The 20113-nt window shown below is 68.3% G+C and carries 16 protein-coding genes and 1 pseudogene; 6 read left to right on the top strand and 11 right to left on the bottom strand.

The window, feature by feature from the left end:
• Window positions 1–6: 6 nt before the first annotated feature.
• From motB to flhD, 4 genes are all read right to left on the bottom strand, one after another.
• A complete protein-coding gene (gene motB, locus KY49_RS23235; RefSeq protein WP_042586779.1) occupies window positions 7–1029 on the bottom strand; it encodes a flagellar motor protein MotB in 1023 nt (340 codons plus the stop codon).
• A gap of 13 nt (window positions 1030–1042) precedes the next feature.
• Window positions 1043–1903 carry a flagellar motor stator protein MotA gene (gene motA / locus KY49_RS23230; protein WP_010093026.1) on the bottom strand — a complete coding sequence of 287 codons (861 nt, stop codon included), beginning with the start codon at window positions 1901–1903 and terminating at the stop codon, window positions 1043–1045.
• Window positions 1904–2079: 176 nt separating this feature from the next.
• On the bottom strand, window positions 2080–2634 hold the full coding sequence (gene flhC, locus KY49_RS23225) for a flagellar transcriptional regulator FlhC (RefSeq protein WP_042586778.1): 555 nt from the start codon (window positions 2632–2634) through the stop codon (window positions 2080–2082).
• A gap of 96 nt (window positions 2635–2730) precedes the next feature.
• Complete coding sequence (gene flhD, locus KY49_RS23220; RefSeq protein WP_010093028.1) at window positions 2731–3051, bottom strand: flagellar transcriptional regulator FlhD; 321 nt, start codon at window positions 3049–3051, stop codon at window positions 2731–2733.
• A 660-nt stretch (window positions 3052–3711) separates the two neighbouring features.
• Here flhD and KY49_RS23215 point away from each other — a divergent pair.
• Window positions 3712–4776 carry a glycosyltransferase family 4 protein gene (locus KY49_RS23215; RefSeq protein ID WP_042586777.1) on the top strand — a complete coding sequence of 355 codons (1065 nt, stop codon included), beginning with the start codon at window positions 3712–3714 and terminating at the stop codon, window positions 4774–4776.
• A 175-nt stretch (window positions 4777–4951) separates the two neighbouring features.
• On the opposite strand, the gene KY49_RS23210 is transcribed toward KY49_RS23215, so the two are convergent.
• Complete coding sequence (locus KY49_RS23210; RefSeq protein WP_042586776.1) at window positions 4952–5248, bottom strand: H-NS histone family protein; 297 nt, start codon at window positions 5246–5248, stop codon at window positions 4952–4954.
• Window positions 5249–5543: 295 nt separating this feature from the next.
• On the opposite strand from KY49_RS23210, the gene aqpZ reads away from it, so the two are divergent.
• Complete coding sequence (gene aqpZ, locus KY49_RS23205; protein ID WP_042586775.1) at window positions 5544–6287, top strand: aquaporin Z; 744 nt, start codon at window positions 5544–5546, stop codon at window positions 6285–6287.
• A gap of 168 nt (window positions 6288–6455) precedes the next feature.
• Here aqpZ and KY49_RS23200 read toward each other — a convergent pair whose 3' ends face one another.
• Both KY49_RS23200 and KY49_RS23195 read right to left on the bottom strand, forming a co-directional pair.
• Window positions 6456–7280 (bottom strand): Cof-type HAD-IIB family hydrolase, encoded by an 825-nt coding sequence (locus KY49_RS23200; RefSeq protein ID WP_042586774.1) that lies wholly within the window; start codon window positions 7278–7280, stop codon window positions 6456–6458.
• Window positions 7281–7425: 145 nt separating this feature from the next.
• Window positions 7426–8304 (bottom strand): BadF/BadG/BcrA/BcrD ATPase family protein, encoded by an 879-nt coding sequence (locus KY49_RS23195; protein ID WP_042586773.1) that lies wholly within the window; start codon window positions 8302–8304, stop codon window positions 7426–7428.
• A gap of 142 nt (window positions 8305–8446) precedes the next feature.
• Here KY49_RS23195 and KY49_RS23190 point away from each other — a divergent pair, with 142 nt between their 5' ends.
• Entirely contained in the window at window positions 8447–9049 is a 603-nt protein-coding gene (locus KY49_RS23190) for a DNA-3-methyladenine glycosylase I (RefSeq protein ID WP_042586772.1), read from the top strand.
• 86 nt (window positions 9050–9135) lie between these two features.
• Here KY49_RS23190 and rpsU read toward each other — a convergent pair whose 3' ends face one another.
• On the bottom strand, window positions 9136–9348 hold the full coding sequence (gene rpsU / locus KY49_RS23185) for a 30S ribosomal protein S21 (RefSeq protein ID WP_006401410.1): 213 nt from the start codon (window positions 9346–9348) through the stop codon (window positions 9136–9138).
• A 553-nt stretch (window positions 9349–9901) separates the two neighbouring features.
• Between rpsU and KY49_RS23180 the strand changes: the two genes are divergently transcribed.
• The 3 genes from KY49_RS23180 (at window position 9902) to KY49_RS23170 (ending at window position 12666) form a co-directional block, all read left to right on the top strand.
• Window positions 9902–10720, top strand: coding sequence for a flagellin domain-containing protein (locus KY49_RS23180; RefSeq protein WP_042586771.1), 819 nt, complete (start codon window positions 9902–9904; stop codon window positions 10718–10720).
• Between the two features lie 191 nt (window positions 10721–10911).
• Window positions 10912–12336 carry a flagellar filament capping protein FliD gene (gene fliD / locus KY49_RS23175; protein ID WP_042586770.1) on the top strand — a complete coding sequence of 475 codons (1425 nt, stop codon included), beginning with the start codon at window positions 10912–10914 and terminating at the stop codon, window positions 12334–12336.
• Between the two features lie 33 nt (window positions 12337–12369).
• A complete protein-coding gene (locus tag KY49_RS23170; RefSeq protein ID WP_042586769.1) occupies window positions 12370–12666 on the top strand; it encodes a flagellar protein FliT in 297 nt (98 codons plus the stop codon).
• Window positions 12667–12837: 171 nt separating this feature from the next.
• On the opposite strand, the gene KY49_RS23165 is transcribed toward KY49_RS23170, so the two are convergent.
• From KY49_RS23165 to KY49_RS23155, 3 genes and pseudogenes are all read right to left on the bottom strand, one after another.
• The gene (locus tag KY49_RS23165; RefSeq protein WP_042586768.1) at window positions 12838–15120 is read right to left on the bottom strand and encodes a tetratricopeptide repeat protein; all 2283 of its coding nucleotides are present in this window, start codon (window positions 15118–15120) and stop codon (window positions 12838–12840) included.
• Window positions 15117–17606 (bottom strand): tetratricopeptide repeat protein, encoded by a 2490-nt coding sequence (locus KY49_RS23160; protein WP_042586767.1) that lies wholly within the window; start codon window positions 17604–17606, stop codon window positions 15117–15119. The genes KY49_RS23165 and KY49_RS23160 overlap by 4 nt, the downstream gene beginning before the upstream one ends.
• A pseudogene (locus KY49_RS23155) lies at window positions 17603–20103 on the bottom strand (tetratricopeptide repeat protein). Before KY49_RS23155 ends, KY49_RS23160 begins: the two are co-directional and overlap by 4 nt.
• Window positions 20104–20113 lie beyond the last annotated feature (10 nt).

The raw sequence follows: 20113 nt of genomic DNA, 5'->3' as shown, positions 1-20113 counted from the left end.
GAAGGCTCAATGTCGCGGCGCGGACGCGGCGGCGCCGGCCAGCGCCGGGCGCACGCCCACCGTCGCCGGGGAGGCGATCTGCTGCGCGAGCTGCTTCGAGCCCGCGGCGTCGGCCGACAGCGTCGTGGTCGTCGCGTCGTCGCGCATCAGCGCCTCTTCGGATTTGCGATTCAGCACGATCACGCTGATCCGGCGGTTCTCCGGATCGAGCGGATCGGCCTTGTTCAGGTTCTGCGTCGACGCAAGGCCGAGCACGCGCAGCACCTTCGATTCGTCCATGCCGCCCGAGATCAGCTCGCGGCGCGATGCGTTCGCGCGGTCGGCCGACAGCTCCCAGTTGCTGTAGCCGCCTTCGCCGCCCGCGTACGGCACCGCGTCGGTGTGGCCCTGGACGATGATGCGGTTCGGCACGTCGTTCAGCGTCTTGCCGATCTCGCGCAGGATGTCGCGCATGTACGGCTCGACGTGGTCGCTCGACATCGCGAACATCGGCCGCTTCTGCGTGTCGACGATCTCGATGCGCAGCCCCATCAGCGTCGAGTCGATGCGGATCTGCTGCTTGAACTGGCGCAGCGTCGGGTTGGCCTCGATCGCGGCCATCAGCTTGATCTGCAGGTCGTGCAGGCGCGCCTGCTCGCGGCGCTCGAGCGAGCCCTGCGCCTGGGCCTGCGCTTCGTCGTCGTTCTTCTTCGCGACGCGGTCCGCGAGGCTGGTCGAGCCGTCGGTGCGGCGCGTCGAGCCCGCGTCGACGCTCGAGATGTCGCGCCCGCCGCCGTTGATGATGCTCGAATCCTGCGAGCTGCGGTCGCCGCTGCCGAACAGCGCGGCCTGCAGCGGCGTGTTGAAGTACTCGGCGATCCCCTTGAGCTGCACCGGCGTCACCGAGCTCAGCAGCCACATCAACAGGAAGAACGCCATCATCGCGGTCATGAAGTCCGCATATGCGAGCTTCCAGGCGCCGCCGTGGTGGCCCTTCTTCGCCGGGGCCACCCGCTTGACGACGATTGCGCGATCCTTGCTCTTGCTCATCGGGCGCTCCGCGTCACTTCGCCTTCACGCGGCGCACGTGCTCTTCGAGCTCGGCGAACGACGGCCGCTCGGTCGAGAACAGCACCTTGCGGCCGAACTCGACCGCAATCGCCGGCGCGTAGCCGTTCAGGCTCGCGAGAATCGTGACCTTGATGCACTGGAACATCTTCGTCGACTCGGCGACGCGCTGCTCCGCGAGGCTCGCGAGCGGGCCGATCAGTCCGTACGACAGCAGGATGCCGAGGAACGTGCCGACCAGCGCCTGCGCGATCATCGCGCCGAGCACGGCGGGCGGCTTGTCGGCGGACGCCATCGTGTGCACGACGCCCATCACGGCCGCGACGATGCCGAACGCCGGCATCGCGTCGCCGACGCGCATCAGCGCGTGCGCCGGGCCTTCGCCTTCGGTGTGATGCGTCTCGATCTCCTCGTCCATCAGGCTCTCGATCTCGAACGCGTTCATGTTGCCGCCGACCATCAGCCGCAGGTAGTCGGTCAGGAATTCGACGATGTGGCGGTCGGCCAGGATCTTCGGATACTGGGTGAAGATCGGGCTCTTGTCCGGATCGTCGATGTCGGCCTCGAGCGTCAGCGTGCCTTCCTTGCGCGCTTTCGCGAGCAGCACGTACAGGAGCCCCATCAGCTCCATGTAGACGTCCTTGTTGTACTTCGAGCCCTTGAAGAGCGTCGGCAGCACCTGCAAGGTCGCCTTGATCGTCTTCATGCCGTTGCCGAGGATGAACGCGCCCACGCCCGCGCCGACGATCATCAGAATTTCGATCGGCTGGATCAATGCGCCCAGATGCCCGCCTGCCAGCGCGTAACCGCCGAAGACGGACAAAATCGTCACGAGTGTTCCTACGATAATCAGCACTGCCTGTCCCTCACGAATGGCCGGCGGGGAGACCGCCGTTAAGTGGTTTACGGCAGTCGGCAGGAAAACTTTGGGCGCCGCGCGGCGGCGGCCGGGCCGTGTTTACCAGCATCCCGCGGCGGCCCGCGCCTGCCCGCGGCGCCCGGCTGCGGCCCGCCGCCCCCGCCCCGAGGGGCTCACACCGCGAGCGCCGCCTGCCCTGCCTGCGCGGCCGCCGCCTTGCGGGTCTTGCCGGCGCGCGACGGCGGCTGGCAGAGCCCGCACACGAAACCTTGATGCGGATCATGCGCGTGCGCGACGAAATGGCCGCCGCAGCGCGTGCACGGCGTCATCTGCAGCATTCCCGAATCGAAGAAGCGCACGAGCGTCCATGCACGGGTCAGGCTCAGCGCCGCCTCGTCGCCGGACAGGTTCACGTGCTCCAGATACAGCCGGTACGCCTTCACGATCGCCTGGATCGGCTCGCAGCGGCCGTGGTCCTGCATGAACCGGTAGATGTTGTAGAACAGCGACGAGTGGATGTTCGGCTGCCACGTCATGAACCAGTCGGTCGAGAACGGCAGCATCCCCTTCGGCGGCGACACGCCCTTCAGCTCCTTGTACAGCTTGATCAGACGGTCCCGCGACAGGCTCGTCTCCGCCTCCAGCAGCTGCAGCCGGGCACCCAGTTCGATCAGTTCGATGGCGAGGGTGATTTCCTTCACCTCGACCACGACGCTTTTGCTTGCCATAAGTTAGCCGTCCGCTTCTCGTTGCTTCGGATCAGACGCCCATGCGCCGGCCGCCGGCGCGGCGCGCCGGGAGGGACGAACGCAGGGCAGGGAGCGTCAGCGGACGCTTTCGACCGGCTGGCCGGCCATCAGGATCGCCGAATGGGCGTGCGACACCACGGTGCTGCGGCCCTTGTCGGCCAGCGACGACAGCAGCGCATGATCGTCGAAGCGAAAGCGGCACAGCATCTGGTTCGACGCCGCGAGCTTCACGGTCTGGGCGAGCGTGAGGTTCCCGAGGACATCGGCCAGTTCCTCGGAAATTCCCATGCGGAACATGCCCATCGCTTTGTCCTCGCGCAGCAGGCGTTGCGCGAGCAGGAGGTACGACAGGTTTACCTCTTTGATCTCACTGAGCATTTCGCTTGTAGCGCTCATGATTTCCCCGTTAAGTGCCTTTGGCCATTCGTGTTATGAAAACGTTTGCCCGACGTGGCGGCTCGTGGCGCGCAATCGGCATGTTTATGGTCTTACAACGGGATTTTGGCTAAACGGGTTTTATGCCGGTATCAGCAAAGTGGCGTGCGCCGCGCAGGATTTGTCTGTAAACCGTGTAGGAATTTTTCCTACAAAGGCAATTGAAAGGAGGATTGTTGAATTTACGCGGCAGATTGCCGCGCAAGGCCGGCTGGCGGGGCTGTCGGCGCGAGGATCGGTAAAAATTATAGTACTTTTTCACGACGACGCAACAATAGACTTGGTCGTCTCACATTCTGCGCCCGGCCCCGTTTATCGGGGTTTTCTCGTATTTCAGCGTGTAACAAGCCTTAAGTGTTTGAAAAAACACTCGAACCCCTGCGAGCGATCCCGATAATGGCTTCAATGGGCGGTGGCGCGATGCTTGCCGGTCCGCCCCGCAGCTTGCCGTCCGGAGCGCTGCCGCCCGCCGCCACCCGCGTGCGTCGGCACGCTTCGCCCCCGGTGCAGCTTAGTCCGGGATCGGAGTCCGACGCTGAAGCATACGCTCCGATCGACCGTTTTACATGGGGCCCGAGCAGGCACTCTAACGCCGAGCCGGGTCGATATCGGAGATCGCCCATGCGCATTGCCCAGATCGCACCGCTCTACGAAGCCGTCCCGCCGAAGCTCTACGGCGGCACCGAGCGCGTCGTGTCCTACCTCACCGAAGCCCTCGTCGAGCTCGGCCACGACGTCACGCTGTTCGCGAGCGGCGACTCGGTCACGTCCGCCCGCCTCGAAGCGGCCTGGCCGCGCGCGCTGCGGCTCGATCCGTCGATCCGCGATGCGATGGCGCCCCACATGCGCCTGCTCGAGCAGGTCGCCCGGGTCGCGCACGAATTCGACGTGCTGCACTTCCATCTCGACTACCTGCCGTTCCCGCTGATGTCGCGCCTCGATACGCCGTACGTGACGACGCTGCACGGGCGGCTCGACCTGCCGGAGCTGCAGCCGGTGTTCGACGCGTTCCCGGACGCGCCCGTCGTGTCGATCTCGAACAACCAGCGCAAGCCGCTGCCGCAGGCCGCGTGGGCCGGCACCGTGTATCACGGGCTGCCCGGCACGCTGCTCACGCCGCAACCTGGCGTGAAGCCCGAGTACCTCGCATTCCTCGGACGGATCTGCCCGGAAAAGCGCGTCGACACCGCGATCCGGATCGCCGCGCAAAGCGGACTGCCGCTCAAGATCGCCGCGAAGGTCGACAAGGCCGACGCCGACTACTTCAAGGAAGTGATCGAACCGCTGCTCGGCGAGGCGCACGTCGAATTCATCGGCGAGATCAACGAGGCGCAGAAGCCCGCGTTTCTCTCCGGCGCGAAGGCGCTGCTGTTCCCGATCGACTGGCCGGAGCCGTTCGGCCTCGTGATGATCGAGGCGATGGCGTGCGGCACGCCGGTCGTCGCGTTCAACCGCGGCTCGGTGCCGGAAGTGATCGAGGACGGCGTGACCGGCTTCATCGTCGAGGACGTGCAGGGCGCGGTCGGCGCGCTGCACCGGATCGACGGCCTGTCGCGCGACGCGATCCGCGCGCGCTTCGACACGCGCTTCAGCGCGAAAGCGATGGCGCAGCGCTACGTCGACACCTACGAAACACTTTGCGCGGCGACCAGACAGCCGGCACTGCGCCGGGTCGCAGGCGGCTGACGCCGCGCAAATTCGCCCGGAAACGGGCGAGGAACGGCCGAAGAACGGACGGGAAACGGGCGTGGAAATGCGCGCCGAAATCGGCCGCGAATCGGTCTCGAATCGGTCTCGAATCGACCGCAAATAGCGAAAGAGCCACATCGACGATGCGGCTCTTTTCGTTACGTCCTCTGCATCAGCCGATCAGAAAACGGTCGCGGTTTTTGCCGACGATCCAATTCGGCGGCTTGCCTCGGCCACTCCAGGTGGCGCCCGACTTCGGGTCGCGGTATTTCGGCGGCAGCGGCGCCTTTTTCGGCGGACGGCCGCGCCGCGCGCGCTCGGCAAATCCCAGATCCTGGGCGGTCAGCCCGTATTCGGCGATCACCCGCTGAACATCGGCAATTACCGCCTCGACTTCCTGGCGGCGCACTTCATCCGCCTGGGCCTGCAAATCAGCGATCTGCGCCTTGAGTTTCGCGTATTGAGACATTTTCGGCTCCCTGTTTCATGATGCGGCCCCGGCAATTCCAGCCTAGACACAAAGCATCCGTTACGCAATCCGCACTGCCACCGTGCCCGTCGCAATAAATGCTGGCATTTTTAACCGAAACGACTATATCGAGAATGCGGACTTATTCTAATAAAAGCCGTTCGTCCAGCATTCCTATTTAACAATCGTTGACCCTCTTGGCCCCGCTTCGTTTCCTATAATCCAGACCAAATCAGGGCGGCGGCGGCAAGCGCGCCGCCGTCGTCACCCACTCCATTTGAACGGAATTTCCTGCATGAACCTTTCTCGACGACTCGCGGCCGAGGCATTCGGCACCTTCTGGCTGGTGCTCGGCGGGTGCGGCAGCGCCGTGCTGGCAGCGGCCTTTCCGGGGCTCGGCATCGGTTTCGCCGGCGTCGCGCTGGCCTTCGGCCTCACCGTCCTCACGATGGCGTTCGCGATCGGACATGTTTCGGGGTGCCATCTGAATCCTGCGGTGAGCGTGGGCCTGACGGTTGCCGGCCGCTTCCCGGCGCGCGATCTCGTGCCGTACATCGTCGCGCAGGTGATCGGCGCGACGCTCGGCGCATTCGTGCTGTACCTGATCGCGACCGGCAAGCCCGGCTTCGACGTCGTCGGCAGCGGCTTCGCGACGAACGGCTTCGGCGAGCGCTCGCCCGGCCACTACGCGCTCGGCGCGGCGTTCATCTGCGAAGTCGTGATGACCGCCTTCTTCCTGTTCGTGATTCTCGGCGCGACCGACAAGCGCGCGCCGGCCGGCTTCGCGCCGATCGCGATCGGCCTGTGCCTGACGCTGATCCACCTGATTTCGATTCCGGTCACCAACACGTCGGTGAACCCGGCCCGTTCGACCGGCCCGGCGCTGTTCGTCGGCGGCGAGGCGATCGGGCAGCTCTGGCTGTTCTGGGTCGCGCCGCTGATCGGCGCGGCGCTCGCCGGGGTCATCTATCCGCTGGTCGCGGGGCGCGACGACGCCCCCGGCCTGCTGCCGTCGGCATCCGCTCGCACAAGCGAATAAAACACTACGGGGTCACGCGAGCAGGAGCAGCGAGCCTCACGCTGTCGAACAAAAGCGAGGCAGGCAGATTCAACGGGCGCCGTCGGCGCCCGTTTTTCATTGGGGCCAGCTCGCGCGGATTACGGGCTTGCGATGGCCGCCAAGAATGAACTTCGGAAATCGGGGAATTCAGCGCCCCGTGATGTCGCCTTCGAGCGCGAACAGCGCGCGCAGATGGCGCGCGACGCCCGCGTCGAAGTTGTTGCCGATCCGCGGGACGTGCGGCAGGCGCGCGACGAGGTCGGGGTTCGCGTTGTTCATCATGAACGCGTGGCCCGCGGTTTCGAGCAGGTCGATGTCGTTCATGTTGTCGCCGAACGCGATGCAGTGGCCCGGCTCGACGCCGATCCGCCCGAGCACCGCGCGCAGCGCGCGGCCCTTCGACACGTTCGCCGCCATCACCTCGAGACAGTCGGGCAGCGAGTACGTCACGTACAGCGCGTCGCCGAATTGCGCCTGCAACCGTTCGGAGACGACCGCCAGATCCGCCGGCTCGCCGATGTACAGCACCTTCGCGATGTCCGTGCCCGCATGCGCCGCCATGTCGATCACGTCGTAGCGGAAACCCGAATCCTGGTGGAAATCGAGCAGGTGCGGCGCATCGCGGTCGATCAGCCAGCCGTGATCGGCGAACAGGTTGACGATCACGCGGCCATGCGCGCCGACGACATCGGGCTGCACGAGACGGCGCACGATCGCCGGATCGATGTCCTGCGCATGGATCGTCGTGTCGTCGGGCGCATGCACGCGCGCGCCGTTCGACGTGATCAGGTACGGCCGGATGCCGAGCAGGTCGCGGATGCCCGCGACGTCCGCATAGTGGCGCCCCGTCGCGATGATGAACTGCAGGCCGTCGCGGTCGAGACGACGCACGGTCTCGATCGTGTACGGGTCGAGCTGGTGATCGCTGTTCAGCAGGGTGCCGTCGAGATCGGTGGCGATGACTTTGTACATGGGACGGAATAAGGCGCGGTTGGCTCTGCGGAATCGCCATTCTAGCGTCGCGCGCCGGGCCGCGTCGGGCAGTTGTCAGGTTCGCGCGCGGCTTGCTGGCCGCCGCCCCCGGCAAGCCGGCGCCGCTCGGCCGCCCCGCGCCGCCTCAAATACGAACCCCGGACGCGTACCTCAGCGCGAGCCTCAGCGCGCCGTGCGCGGAATCCTCGAGCGGCGCGCGCAGCCGCCCGGCGTGGCGCGCCGGCACCGCGGGCGCGAGCGCGTCGGCGAGCCCGCCGCACAGCGCGACCGGCAATGCGCGCTGCGGATCGAGCGCGTCGATCATCTTGCCGATCTCGTCGCCCGCCTGCGCGATCAGCGCCGCCGCATACGGATGCGCGCGATGTGCGAAGACGATCGGCGCCAGGCGCGCATAGGCCGTCTGGTCCGCGTCGCACGACCACTCGACGAGCGTGTCGCGATCCGCTGCGCCGATCTCGGCAAGCAGCGCGTCGGCCAGCGCGTCGCACGCCACGCGGCCGTCGAGCGCCTGCTGCGCATGCGCGAGCGCGCGCAGCCCGAGCCACGCGCCGCTCGCCTCGTCGCCCGACGGGAAGCCGAAGCCACCCGCGATCCGGCATGCGCCGGCCGGATCGAGCGCCGCCGCGATGCTGCCGGTGCCGAGCGCGACGATCAGCCCCGGCGCGCCGCCGTGCGCGCCGACGACCGTCGTATACGCGTCGCTTTCGACCACCAGCGCATCGAGCGGCGCCTGCGCGCGGAACGCCGCGAGCCAGCTCGCGTTGTTGACGCCCGCCAGCCCGCAGCCGAGCACGCAGCGCGACCAGTCGAGCGAGAAACCCGCCTGCGTGAACGCGTCCGCGCACGCGACGCCGATCGACGCCCACGCGCGCTCGATGCCGAGGCCGAGCCCCGACGGGCCGCCGCGCCCCTGCGCGAGCTCGCGGCCCTGCCGATCCGCCAGCACCGCGCGGGTGCCGGTGCCGCCGCCGTCGATGCCGATCGCGAAAAGAATATCCGTCATCACTTCATCCTGCCGATTCGAACAGGCGCCAAGCTTAACCGGATCGGCGCCGCGCGCCCATCTGCCGTTCGGCCGGCTTTGCCGCGTACCGGGCTTCCGCTATGCTGGCGCGATCGAATCGATACGGGAAGCGAGGCACACGATGTCGCAGCGGTGCAACTGGGTGAGGACGGAAGCGGACGCTCACTATCACGATACCGAATGGGGCGTGCCGTCGCACGACGACCGCCATCTGTTCGAGATGCTGATCCTCGAAGGCGCGCAGGCGGGGCTGTCGTGGTCGACGATCCTGAACAAGCGCGCCGGCTACCGCGCGGCGTTCGCCGATTTCGACGTCGACGCCGTCGCGCGCTTCACGCCGCAACGCATCGAGAAGCTGCTGCAGGATCCGGGCATCGTGCGCAACCGCGCGAAGGTGCAGGCCGCGGTCGCGAACGCGCAGGCCGTGCAGCGGATTCGCGCCGAGCACGGCTCGCTCGCCAAATTCCTGTGGTCGTTCGTCGATCACGCGCCGATCCAGAACGCGTGGCAGTCGTATCGCGACGCGCCCGCGTCGACCGAGCGCTCCGACGCGCTCAGCAAGGCGCTGAAGGCTTACGGCTGCAAGTTCGTCGGCTCGACGATCTGCTACGCGCTGATGCAGGCGACCGGCATGGTCAATGATCACGAGGTCGGCTGCCCGTGTCACGCGCAGTGCGCGGCGCTGGGCGGCAAGCGGCCGGCGCGCAGGCGCGCAGGCGGATAGCGGCGGGCGCCGCCCCAAAAGCAAAACGGCGGAGCGGCTTCTTTCGAAGCACGCTCCGCCGTTTCGCGGCGAACCGTCAGACGCTCTTAGTGGAGCTTCTTCGGCAGCATCTGGCTGCGCAGGCGCTTGTGCAGGCGCTTGACGGCAGCTGCCTTCTTGCGCTTGCGGACTGCGGTCGGCTTTTCGTAGGACTGGCGCTCGCGCAGTTCAGCGATCAGGCCATTTTTTTCGATAGCGCGGCGAAAGCGGCGAATCGCCACTTCGAACGGCTCGTTTTCTTTCAGAAGAATCGTCGTCATGTCGTTCCTAAATTGCTTAAACGGTCAAAAACGTAGCGGCCAAGCGCCACGCACCGGCCATCCGGGCGTTCCCACAACAGGCGAAACGAGCGGAAATACGGCCTCGGAGGCCGGAAAAGAGAGGCGGAAAGCACCGCGAGTACGCTTCACAAGCCGCGTGCAGCGCCGCGTTTGACTGCCAGCAAGCGGCCGAACCGGCACAGGCGTGACAGAAAATCTCAATTCAGCCCGCCATCATATCAGGGAATCACAGAGAAAACCACCCTTTTCGCGATCCCGGCGGCGGCCCCTCGACGGCCGCGGCCGGACGGGCGGTTTGCGGGCCAGCCGCCGGAACCGTCCGGCGCGCCCGCCGGCCTTGTGCTGGCTAAGGGTTGACCGAGATTCGCGGGGCAGCCCGATCTTTCCGTCCCGAATTTCCTTGAGGAACCCTCTAAAGTTTTCGCCGGGTGCCGCCGTCAACCAGGAAAGGCGGCCAGCGCAACTCGCGATAAGCGCAACGCCGAGATTGAAAACCTGCCTCACACAGGCGTTTTCCAAAACGAGGAAGCAAATGCTGAACATCAATACCAACATCCTGTCGCTGTCGACGCAGACGAACCTGTCGGGCACGCAAAACGCGCTGTCGCAGGCAATCAACCGCCTGTCGTCGGGCAAGCGCATCAACACCGCAGCTGACGACGCGGCAGGCCTCGCGATCTCGACGTCGCAAACGGCAGCGATCAACGCGCTGACGCAAGGCGTGGCAAACGCGAACAACGGCATCTCGATGATCCAGACCGCCAACGGCGCGCTGCAATCGACGATCGACAACCTGCAGCGTATCCGCGTGCTGGCACAGCAATCGGGCGACGGCTCGCTGGATTCGGGCGCTCGCGCGAACCTGCAGGCTGAAGTGACGACGCGTCTCGGCGAAATCGACCGTGTCGCAACGCAAACGACGTTCAACAGCCAGACCATCCTGAGCGCAGCCGGCAACGTCACGTTCCAGATCGGCGCAGCAGCGAACCAGACCGTCGCCGTCAACTTCGGCGCAACGGTGTGGAACAGCTCGGGCATGAACGTGAACGCCCTGAGCGTCAGCGACCAGACGGCAGCACAGTCGGCACTCACGTCGATCGACGCGGCACTGAAGCAAGTCAACACGTTCCAGGCACAGCTGGGTGCAGCACAGAACACGTTCCAGGCTGCGATCTCGACGACGCAGACCCAGGCAACCAACATGAGCGCTGCTCGCTCGCAGATCACCGACGCGGACTTCGCGACGGAAACGGCGAACCTGAGCAAGGCGCAAGTGCTGCAGCAAGCAGGCATCTCGGTTCTGGCGCAAGCGAACTCGATGCCGCAGCAAGTCCTGAAGCTCCTCGGCTAATAGCCAGGCACGCGCGGCGGGCCACGCGCCCGCCCGCCTTCGGGTCCGGCGGCGTCGCCATGCACATGCACGGTGGCGCCGCCGGAAAACCCCCGACCCGAATTCTCCAGGGAGGCGCGCCTCCCTCTTTGCATTGAATCGCGGCGATCCGCCGCATCGCGCGAGATTGCGCGGACGACCGGAGCAACGGCATGGCCACTACCACCCCCGTCAGCAACGCGGATATCAGCAGCATCCTTGCCCAGGCCGGGCAATCGCTCATCAGCGGCTCGACCAATTCGACGCTCGACGTCAATTCGCTCGTGACGACGATGGTTCAGTCGAAGACGGCCGGACAAGCGGCCATCCTCAATGGCAAGCTGACCACCGACAACACCCAACTGACGGCGATCGGCCAGCTGAAGTCCGCCCTGTCCGCGCTGCAGACCGCGATCACCGGCCTGTCGAACGGCAGCACGCTCTCGAGCCTCGCCGCGACGGCGAGCGGCACCGGCATCACGACGACGATCAAGAGCGGCGCCGGCGCCGTGGCGGGGTCGTACCAGGTCAATGTCTCGCAGTTCGCGACCGCCAACAAGCTGACGTCGGCCGGCCTCACGTCGTCGGACACGATCTCGGCCGGCTCGCTGAGCATCACGTTCGGCAGCAACCCCGCGTTCAACGTCAACGTGTCGGCCGGCGCGGCGCTGTCCGACATCGCGTCGTCGATCAACTCCGCGTCGGGCAATCCCGGCGTCACCGCGTCGGTCGTCACGGGCTCGGACGGCCAGCACCTCGTGCTGCAGTCGAACCAGACCGGCGCAGCCAATACCATCGCGATCACGGGCACGGGCGTCAATTCGAAACTGACGTCGGGCTATGCGACGACCACGCCGGCCGCCGACGCGAAGCTGACGATCGACGGCACGCCGGTCACGAGCGCGTCGAACAGCGTGTCGGGCGCGCTGACGGGCGTCACGCTGACCCTGGCGCCGGGCACCCTCGCGCTCAACACGCCGCAGACGATCACGCTGTCGCAGGACACGTCCGCGATGACGACCGCGATCAACAATTTCGCGAACGCGTACAGCAGCTTCGTGACCACCGCGAAACAGCTGTCGTCCTACGATCCGACGACGTCGAACGCCGGCCCGCTGCTCGGCGACTCGATGCTGACCTCGATCCAGAACACGCTCGCGACGGCGCTCAGCAGCGGCGTCACGACGGGCGGCAAGACCTATTCGCTCGCCTCCGTCGGCATCAACCTGAACGCCGACGGTTCGCTGAAGGTCGACACCGCCGCCCTGACCACGGCCCTCACGTCGAACAGCTCGGCGGTGTCGGCGATCTTCAACACGACCAACGGCATCGGCAAGACGCTCAATTCGCTGATCACCGGCTATACGCAGGCGAACGGCCTGATCGACCAGCGCACCAAGGCGATCAACGCGGACGTGGCGAACCTGACGAGCCAGCAGACCCAGCTGTCGAACTACGCGGCCCAGCTGACGAAACAGTACAACGCTCAGTTCACCGCGCTGAACACGCTGATGGCGACGATGGCGAACAACACGAAGTACCTGACCCAGCTGTTCGGCGGCCAGAACAGCGCCGGCGCGCTCGCCACCAACAAGTAAGCGTCCGCTGCCCCGCCCCCTCGGAGCCGAACCATGACGACCGACACCCTGTCCCGCGCCCTCGACCTGACCCGCGCCATGCAGTCGGCGACCGACGCGCGCGACTGGGTGCGCGTCGCCGCCCTCGCCGACGAACGCTCGCCGCTGCTGATGGGCCTGTCCAGCGACCAGACGCCGGACGCGCTGGACCTGCTCCGGCAGATCATGGCGATCGACGCGTCGATCACGGAGCAGGCCCATGCGGACCGGAACCGCCTGAGCGCGGAATTTGCGCAGTCTCGCGACCGGATCAAGGCCGCGAGCCTGTACCAGACGACCGGCATGCTGTGACCGGCCCGGCGCCTCGTGCGCCGCGCCTTTCGAACCACAAGACGCCGCCAGTCGAGCGGACCTCTGTTGCCGTACCGTCGTACCATCGAGCCGCTTCAATGCGGCTTTTTTTTTGGTTCATCGCAGGAAGCAACGGCCGGCGCGGCGCGCCCATGCACGCGCACCGCCCCCTTACCCGCGCGCCGCCGGCTCCCGCTCCGCGCGTTCGACGGCCGCGTCGACCATCTGCGCGAACGCCGTTTCCAGATGACGCGCAAAGCGCGCCGCATCGCACAGCGGCGAACTCAGCAGGCGCTCGCGCAGCCCCGCGCGCACCGCCGCAAGCCGCGGCAGGTCGCTCGCGAACGCAGCCGCCTTCGCGACATAATCGTCGTCGTCCTGCGCAATCCATTCCGGCATGTCGAGCGTATGCAGGATGCTCTCGCCGATGTGCGACAGGAACCGCTCGCCGCGCCGCGTGACCAGCGGCACGCCCATCCACAGCCCTTCCAGGCTCGTCGTGCCGCCCGGATACGGGAACGGGTCGAGCGCGATATCGATGTCGTTGAACGTGCTCAGGTGCGCGAGCCGCGCCGAGCCGCCGCGCATCGGCAAGCGCTCCGCGGTGATGCCGTGCGCGGCGAACCGTGCGGCCAGGCTCACGCGCAGCGCCTCCTCGTCGAGCTGCGGCGATTTGAGCAGCAGGCGCGACCCCGGCACCGCATGCAGCACGCGGGCCCACAGCGCGATCACCGCGTCGCCGAGCTTGTTCGCGTTGTTGAGGCTGCCGAACGTCACGCTCCCGCTGCCGGCGGCCGGCAGCGGTCCGACGGCAAGCGGCTGCGGCGGCGGCGTGAAGCACAGATAGCTGTCCGGCAGGCGCCACGGCCGCTCGACGAAGTGCGCCTCCTCGCCGGCCGGCAGCACGTGGCGGTCGCCGATGATGTAGTCGATCTCGGCGATGCCGGTCGTCGCGAAATAGCCGAGCCAGGTCGCCTGCACCGGCGCGGGCTTCCACGCGAACAGCGGCAGGCGGTTCAGCGACGTGTGGCCGCTCAGGTCGATCAGGATGTCGATGCCGTCGCGCGCGATCAGGTCCGCCGCGGCCTCGTCGTCGAGCGCGGTGATGTCGCGCCAGACCACGCAGTGCCGCTTCAGCGCGGCCGTCGTGGCGTCCTCGCGCGACTGCGTCGCGTACGCGGCGAGCACGACCTTCGACGGATCGAGCGCAGCCGCCACGCCGAGCAGGAACACCGTGACCGGATGCGAGCGCAGGTCGCCGGACACGAGGCCGACGCGCAGCGTCCGCCCGCCGGCCGCGCGCGGCGTGTGCCGCCGCGGTGACGCCCGTTCCGCCATCCGCGCGCCGAATTGCATCGCTTGGTCGAGCAGTTGCGCGGGCGGGCAGCGCTCGATGCTGGCCTGGTAGAACAGGCGGCCCGAGTGCGCGCCGGCATAGGACGGATCGAGCTCGAGCGCGCGATCGTAGCTCGCGAGCCCCGCCTCGAAGTGCCACAGCGTGCAGAGAATTTCCGCGGACACGGCGTGCATGTGCGCGGTCTGGCCCGGCAGCGCGAGCGCGATCCGGCAGCTTTCGAGCGCTTCCGGCCGCTTGCCCTGCCGCACCAGCACCTGCGCCAGATGGTGATGCAGCTCGGCGCGGTCGGGCGCCGCGGCGATCGCGCGCCGCAGGCTCGCCGCGGCGCGCTCGAGGTCGCCCGCGCGGTCGAAGGCGGCGGCGAGGTTGAGAAGGGCGTCGACGCTGCCGCCCTGCGACGCGCGCGTCAGGCTCTCGATCGCGGGCTCGAGTTCGTCGCGCTCGAACAGCAGGCTCCCGAGGCCGAGATGCGCCTGGTGCAGGTCCGGCTGCAGCTCGACCGCGCGCCGGTAGCAGCGCACCGCGTCGTCGATCCGGCCTTGCGCGCGAAACACGTTGCCGCGGTTGTAGTGCGCGTCCGCATAGGCGGGCTCGAGCGCGATCGCCTTGTCATAGGCGCGCGCGGCGGCGTCGAGCTCGTCCTGGTCGCGCAGCGCGTTGCCGAGGTTGTTGAACGCCTGCGCGTAATCGGGGCGCAACGCGAGCGCCTGCGCGCAGCTCAGCATCGCGGCGTGCGGATCGCCCGCGTCGCGCAGCGCATTGCCGAGGTTGCTGTGCGCCTCCGCGTAGTCGGGCTTCAGCGCGACCGCGCGCCGGTAGGACGCGATCGCGTCGTCGAGCCGGCCGTGCGCGCGCAGCATGTTGCCGAAATTGTTCAGGTAGACCGGATCGGCGCGCAGCGCGATCGACCGCTCCATCAATGCGATGCCGGCGGGAAACTGGCCGAGCTGGCACGCGAGCAGGCCGAGGAAATGCGTCGCGTCGGGCTGGTCGGGCTCGCTGCGGCGAATCGCTTCGTACAACGCGCACGCGTCGGCCAGGCGGCCGGCCTGGTGATGCGCGAGCGCCGCGTCCAGCTGCCGGGCGATGTCGCTCATCGCGCGTCCCCGGCGCTCGCCTCACCCTTCGCGTAGACGTCCCACATGCCGTGCAGCGCATCCTCGAGGTTGCGCGCAAAGCGCGCCGCATCGCACAGCGGCGACGCCAGCGTGCGCTCGCGCAGCGTGGCGCGCAGCGTCGCCAGCCGGTCGCGGTCGCGCGCGAACGCGACCGCCTTCGCGAGGTATGCCGCTTCGTCCGCCGCGATCCATTCCGCCATCCCCGCCGCGTGCAGCAGGCTTTCGCAGATGTGCGTGACGAACCGGCTGCCCTTCATCCCGATCACCGGCACGCCCATCCACAGCGCTTCGGCCGTGGTCGTTCCGCCCGGGTACGGGAACGGGCTGAGCGCGATGTCGATGCGGTTGTACGCGCCGAAGTATTCCGCGCGCGGCGAGCCGCCCTCGAGGATCAGCCGGTCCGCGCCGATGCCGTGCCGGGCGAAACGGTCGAGCGTCGCCTGGTTCAGGTCGCCGGTGCCCAGCTCGAACGCCTTCAGCAGCAGGCGCGCGTCCGGCAGCGCATGCAGGATGCGCGACCACAGCGCGACGACGTCGTCGCTGATCTTGGTCAGCTTGCCGAAGCAGCCGAACGTGACGCCGCCGCCCGCCGCCATCGGCAGCGGGCCGACCTCGACGTCGTACGGCGGCGGCGTGAAGCACAGGTAGCTGTCCGGCAGCCGCCACGGCTTCTCGACGAAGTGGTGCGCCTCGTCGGCCGGCAACGTATGCGCATCGCCGATGAAATAGTCGATCGCGCCGCAGCCCGTCGTCGCGAAGAAGCCGAGCCAGCTCGCCTGCACCGGCGCGGGCTTGTGCCCGAAGATCGGCACGCCGCTCCAGTTGGTGTGGCCGGCCATGTCGATCAGGATGTCGATGCCGTCGTCGTGGATCACCTGCGCGGCCTGCTCGCGGCTCATGCAGGTCAGCTTCGTCCAGCTCGCGAAGCCGGGCTTGAGCCGCGCGGTCACCTCGTCCTCGACGACGAAGGTCACGTACGCATGCGGCTCGATGCGCGACCGGTCGAGCTTCGCGAGCACGCTTTCCAGGAAGATGCCGACCGGGTGCTGGCGCAGGTCGCCCGACACGAAGCCGACGCGCAGCGGCCGCCCCCGCGCCTGCGCGACGCGCGCTGCGCGGTCGTGCACGAACGGGACGGCGTCGCGCGCAAGATATTCGCCGTAGCGGCGCGCTTCCGCGACCCACTCGTCCGGCGTGAACGCCGGCGAGCTCGACATGTTGAACATCAGCCGCGCGTACGCGCGATACGGGTCGTGCTCGATCGCCACGCGGAACGCGTCCATCGCGCCGGCGAAATCGCGCTTCGCCCACAGGATGTCGCCGAGCGTCAGCTGGATCTTCACGGGATCGACGCCGAGTTCCCGCGCGATCTCGTAATGCTTCATCGCCTCGTCGAGCTTGTCGAGCCGGAACAGCGCGGCGGCGAGGTTGTGATGCGCGTCGGCATCGTCGGGGTTCAGGTCGATCGCGTGCCGGTGGCTCAGCTCCGCGGCGGCCATCCGGTCGAGGTTGTGATACGCGAGGCCGAGGAAGTTGTACGCGTCGGCCAGCTCGGGATCGAGCTCGATCGCGCGCCGGCACAGCTGCACCGACTGCTCGTATTCGCCCTGCTGGCCGCGCACTTCGCCGAGGCGCGCCCACGCCTGCGCATGCGCCGGGTCGATCGCGACCGCCTGCTCGAACAGCTTGCCCGCGTTGTCGAAATCGTTCATGCCGCGCAGCAGCTTGCCGACCACGTAGTGCGCTTGCGCGTCGTGCGGATCGAGCCCCGCGCGCGCATGCTCGAGCGCGCCGTGCGGATCGCCGGCCGCGATCAGCGTCGCGCTCAGCCCCTGGTGCGCGACGCGCAACCCGGGCTGCAGCGCGAGCGCGCGGCGATAGGCGTCGGCCGCCGCGTCGAGCTTGTCCTGCGCGCGCAGCGCGTTGCCGAGATTGTTGTACGCCTGCGCGTACTGCGGGTCGTGCGCGACCGCCTTGCCGTAGCTCGCAGCCGCCGCTTCGTGCTCGCCCAGGTCATGCAGCGCATTGCCGAGGTTGTTGTACGCCTGCGCGTAGCCGGGACGCAGCTCGATCGCGCGCGCGCAGCTCGCCATCGCGGCCGCCGGGTCGCGCGCATCGCGCAGCGCGTTGCCGAGGTTGTTGTGCGCCTCCGGATAGTCCGGACGCAGCGCCACCGCGCGGCGATAGTGCGCGATCGCGTCGTCGAGCCGGCCGCATTCGCGCAGCATGTTGCCGAGGTTGTTGAAGTACGACGCGTCCGGCCGCTCGACGAGCGATTGCTGCATCAACGCGATCCCCGCGTCGTACTGCTTGAGCTGGCACGCGAGCAGCCCGAGGAAATGCAGCGCGTCCGGCTGGCCCGGCTGCGCGGTGAGAATCGCGTCGTACAGCGCCTTCGCTTCGGCGAGGCGCCCCGCCTGATGATGCGCGAGCGCGGACTGCAGAGTGTCGTGAATATCGTTCATGCTTCGTTAGCCGTGTCCGTATAGCGTTGCCACATGCCGAGGAACGCCGCTTCGAGATGCGCCGCGAACCGGCGCGCGTCGCACAGCGGCGACGCGAGCAGCCGGGCGCGCAGCCCGGCGCGCAGCGCCGCGAGCCGCTCGCGGTCGCGCACCGCGTCGATCGCCTTCGCGAGATAGGCGTCCTCGTCGTCCGCGATCCAGTCGCCCATGCCCGCCGCGTGCAGCACGCTCTCGCAGATGTGCGTGACGAACCGGCTGCCCTTCATGCCGAGCACCGGCACGCCCATCCACAGCGCTTCGGCCGTGGTCGTGCCGCCCGGGTACGGGAACGGGCTCAGCGCGACGTCGATGCGGTTGTACGCGGCGAAATAGTCGGCGCGCGGCGTCGCGCCCTCGAATTCGAGCCGGGCCGCGTCGATGCCGTGCCGCGCGAAGCGCGCGATCGTCGCGTCGCACACGCTCGCGCGGTCGAGCTCCTGCGCCTTGAGCAGCAGCCGCGCCGCCGGCAGTTCATGCAGCAGCCGCGACCACACGCGCACGACGTCGTCGCCGATCTTCACGAGCTTGCCGAAGCAGCCGAACGTCGGATGGCCGCGCGCCGCCATCGGCAGCGGGCCGACCGCGACGTCGTACGCCGGCGGCGTGAAGCACAGCCAGCTGTCCGGCAGCCGCCACGGCTTCTCGACGAAGTGATGCGCCTCGGCGTCCGGCAGCGTGCAGGCATCGCCGATGAAGTAGTCGATCGCGTCGCAGCCGGTCGACGCGAAGAAGCCGAGCCAGCTCGCCTGCACCGGCGCGGGCTTCCAGCCGAACACGGCGAGCCCGCTGTCCTGCGTGTGGCCCGCGAGGTCGACGAGGACGTCGATCCCGTCGTCGTGAATCATCCGCGCGGCCGCTTCCCGGGCGAGCCCGGCGATCGAGCGCCAGCCTCCCGCATGCGGCTTCAGCCGCGCGGTGATCGCGTCCTCCTCGTCCGACGTCACATAGACGCGCAGGTCGATGCGCGTGCGATCGAGGTGCGCGAGCACGCTTTCCAGGAAGATGCCGACCGGGTGCTGGCGCAGGTCGCCCGACACGAAGCCGACGCGCAGCGGCCGCCCTCGCGCGCGCGCGGCCCGCTCGCGCGGATCGTGCACGTAGCGCGTCGAACGCGCGGCCAGGTGCCGGCCGTAGCGCCGCGCATCGTCCAGGTAGTCGGCGGGGCTCACGCACGCGGACGCCGCCGCGCTGAACAGCAGCCGGCCCAGCACTTCGGCCGCGCCGTCGTCGGCGTCGTCGCGCATCAGTGCAAGCGCGTCGCGATACGCGGGGACCGCCGCGTCGACGTTGCCCTGCGCGCGCAGGATGTCGCCGAGATTGACGTGCATCGATGCGCTCGGCGCGCCGGCGTCCAGCGCACGCCGGCAATACGCGAGCGCCTCGTCGAGCCGGTTCAGCTTGAGCAGCACGACCGACAGGTTGTGGCACGCGCCGGCGTCCGCCGGATTCAGTGCGACGGCCGTGCGATAGGCGGCCTGCGCCGCGTCGAGTTGCGCCAGCCCGTGATACGCGTTGCCCGCGTTGTTGTGCGCGTCGCCGAGGTCCGGCGCGAGCCGGATCGCGTCCAGCGCATGCGCGAGCGCTTCCGCATAGCGCATCTGCCGGCGGCGCACGCCGCTGAGGTTCGCGTGCGCGACCGCCATCGACGCGTCCAGTTCGATCGCCCGGCCAAAGTGCGCGGCGGCGCCGTCGAGGTCGCCGGTGTCGCGCAGCAGGCCGGCGAGATTGTTGTGGACGCTCGCATCGTCGCTTTCGGCCGCGATCCGCAACGTGCTCACGGCTTCGTCCAGTGCGCCCTGCGACCATTGCACGAGGCCGAGGCCGTGACGCGCGACGTGCAGGCCGGGCTGCAGCGCGAGCGCGCGGCGATAGGCGTCGGCCGCCGCGTCGAGCTTGTCCTGCGCGCGCAGCGCGTTGCCGAGATTGTTGTACGCCTGCGCGTACTGCGGGTCGTGCGCGACCGCCTTGCCGTAGCTCGCGGCCGCCGCTTCGTGCTCGCCCAGGTCGTGCAGCGCATTGCCGAGGTTGTTGTACGCCTGGGCGTAGCCGGGGCGCAGCTCGATCGCGCGCGCGCGCAGCTCGCCATCGCGGCCGCCGGGTCGCGCGCATCGCGCAGCGCGTTGCCGAGGTTGTTGTGCGCCTCCGGATAGTCCGGACGCAGCGCCACCGCGCGGCGATAGTGCGCGATCGCGTCGCCGAGCCGACCGCATTCGCGCAGCATGTTGCCGAGGTTGTTGAAGTACGACGCGTCCGGCCGCTCGACGAGCGAGCGCTGCATCAACGCGATCCCCGCGTCGTACTGCTTGAGCTGGCACGCGAGCAGCCCGAGGAAATGCAGCGCGTCCGGCTGGCCCGGCTGCGCGGTGAGAATCGCGTCGTACAGCGCCTTCGCTTCGGCGAGGCGCCCCGCCTGATGATGCGCGAGCGCGGACTGCAATGCCTGAGCGGTTCCGTCCATCTCGTCTGCC

It is taken from the genome of Burkholderia sp. MSHR3999 (assembly GCF_000833595.1).
Classification (GTDB): domain Bacteria; phylum Pseudomonadota; class Gammaproteobacteria; order Burkholderiales; family Burkholderiaceae; genus Burkholderia; species Burkholderia ubonensis.
The sequence above is the reverse complement of the archived record's forward strand: the minus strand, read 5'-3'. Positions and strand labels throughout refer to the sequence as shown.